At 56.4% G+C, this 2,500-nt stretch carries 1 protein-coding gene and 2 rRNA genes (1 of these 3 cut by a window edge); all 3 read left to right on the top strand.

From position 1 onward, the window contains the following. A 23S ribosomal RNA gene (locus tag NO932_RS16955) occupies nt 1-1,649 on the top strand; it begins 1,077 nt to the left of the window's first position. Between the two features lie 62 nt (nt 1,650-1,711). Further along, a 5S ribosomal RNA gene (rrf, locus tag NO932_RS16950) occupies nt 1,712-1,827 on the top strand. Nucleotides 1,828-2,033: 206 nt separating this feature from the next. Next, entirely contained in the window at nt 2,034-2,420 is a 387-nt protein-coding gene (locus tag NO932_RS16945) for a VOC family protein (RefSeq protein ID WP_309211077.1), read from the top strand. Nucleotides 2,421-2,500 lie beyond the last annotated feature (80 nt).

Here is a 2,500-nt window from a genome sequence, read left to right as displayed (position 1 = left end):
TCAAGCGTTCCTGCGGCGAAAATGTAACGGGGCTCAAGCCATGCACCGAAGCTTAGGGTGTGCATTTATGCACGCGGTAGCGGAGCGTTCCGTAAGCCTGCGAAGGGATACCCGCGAGGGGTCCTGGAGGTATCGGAAGTGCGAATGCTGACATGAGTAGCGATAAAGAGTGTGAGAGACACTCTCGCCGAAAGTCCAAGGGTTCCTGCGCAATGCTAATCAGCGCAGGGTTAGCCGGCTCCTAAGGCGAGGCCGAAAGGCGTAGTCGATGGGAATCACGTTAATATTCGTGAGCCTGCTGGGAAGTGACGGATTGCCAGGTCTGTATGTCCTTATCGGATTGGACATGCAGTGAGGCGGTTCCAGGAAATAGCCCCAGCTTATAGACCGTACCCGAAACCGACACAGGTGGACTGGTAGAGTATACCAAGGCGCTTGAGAGAACGATGCTGAAGGAACTCGGCAAATTGCACGCGTAACTTCGGGATAAGCGTGACCCGTTGATGGGCAACCATTGGCGGGTGGCACAAAAGAGGGGGTGGCGACTGTTTATTAAAAACACAGGGCTCTGCGAAGCCGCAAGGCGACGTATAGGGTCTGACGCCTGCCCGGTGCCGGAAGGTTAAAAGGAGAGGTGCAAGCCTTGAATTGAAGCCCCGGTAAACGGCGGCCGTAACTATAACGGTCCTAAGGTAGCGAAATTCCTTGTCGGGTAAGTTCCGACCTGCACGAATGGCGTAACGACTTCCCCACTGTCTCCAGCATCGACTCAGCGAAATTGAACTCCCCGTGAAGATGCGGGGTTCCTGCGGTCAGACGGAAAGACCCCGTGCACCTTTACTATAGCTTCACGCTGGCATTCGTGTCGGCATGTGCAGAATAGGTGGTAGGCTTTGAAGCGGGAACGCCAGTTCTCGTGGAGCCGCAATGTGAGATACCACCCTTATCGTCATGGATGTCTAACCGCGGTGTAACAGCACCCGGGACAGCGTGTGGTGGGTAGTTTGACTGGGGCGGTCGCCTCCCAAAGAGTAACGGAGGCGCGCGATGGTGGGCTCAGAGCGGTCGGAAATCGCTCGTTGAGTGCAATGGCATAAGCCTGCCTGACTGCGAGACTGACAAGTCGAGCAGAGACGAAAGTCGGTCATAGTGATCCGGTGGTCCCGCGTGGAAGGGCCATCGCTCAACGGATAAAAGGTACGCCGGGGATAACAGGCTGATGATGCCCAAGAGTCCTTATCGACGGCATCGTTTGGCACCTCGATGTCGGCTCATCACATCCTGGGGCTGGAGCAGGTCCCAAGGGTATGGCTGTTCGCCATTTAAAGTGGTACGTGAGCTGGGTTTAGAACGTCGTGAGACAGTTCGGTCCCTATCTGCCGTGGGTGTCGGAATATTGAGAGGAGCTGTCCCTAGTACGAGAGGACCGGGATGGACGAACCTCTGGTGGACCTGTTGTGGCGCCAGCCGCATTGCAGGGTAGCTAAGTTCGGACGGGATAACTGCTGAAAGCATCTAAGCAGGAAGCCTCCCTCAAAACCAGTATTCCCTATCAGAGCCGTGGAAGACCACCACGTCGATAGGCCGGGTGTGGAAGCGCAGCAATGCGTGAAGCTTACCGGTACTAATAGCTCGATCGACTTGATCGTTCTCATTTACCAATGATCGTAAAGATCATAAGACCAGTTACACGTCAGACAGGTTTGTTTGATCTGGTGGCTATGGCGAAGTGCCCAGAACCCGATCCCATTCCGAACTCGACCGTTAAACACTTCAGCGCCAATGGTACTGTGTCTCAAGGCACGGGAGAGTAGGTCGCCGCCAGATCTAACAAGCCTGTCAAACCCTTCTCAATACAAAACACAAAACAAAAAGCCCCGCAAACGCGGGGCTTTTTGTGTTCTGATCCGCCATTCGACCCCCCGCCTTCGCGGCGGCAGACGCCGCTCTCATAGCCTTTTAAAAAGATCTACTGAAGTCCGAGCGGATGGCTCGCTTCATCTCTCGGCCAAGAAGGCAAATATGACCAGGGTCTGGCGCATATCGCGCTCGTCGTCGGCAACTATGACGAGGCCATCGACTTCTATGTGGGGCGGCTCGGGTTCGAGCTGGTCAAGGACACCTATCAGCCCGAGCAGGATAAGCGCTGGGTCTTGGTCCGGCCCAGGGGCGAGGGGACCACGTCGATCCTGCTGGCGCGGGCGTCCAGCGATCATCAGGCTCGCTACATAAGCGATCAGGCCGGCGGCCGGGTATTCCTCTTCCTGAGCACCGACGATTTCCAGCGCGACTATGCGGCTTATCGCGCCGCCGGCATCGAGTTCGTTCGCGAGCCCAAGGTCGCCGACTACGGGACCGTCGCCGTGTTCAAGGATCTGTACGGAAACCTTTGGGACCTCGTGCAGTTCGCCCCATCCTGACGATAGGTCGCGCCTGTACTTCCATGGCACCCTCGGCCAGGCACATACGTAGTATTCCGAATTGGCCGACCCCTGATCGT

Source organism: Pelagibacterium sp. 26DY04 (assembly GCF_031202305.1).
Classification (GTDB): Bacteria; Pseudomonadota; Alphaproteobacteria; order Rhizobiales; family Devosiaceae; genus Pelagibacterium.
This window is presented reverse-complemented; position numbering and strand designations above follow the sequence as displayed.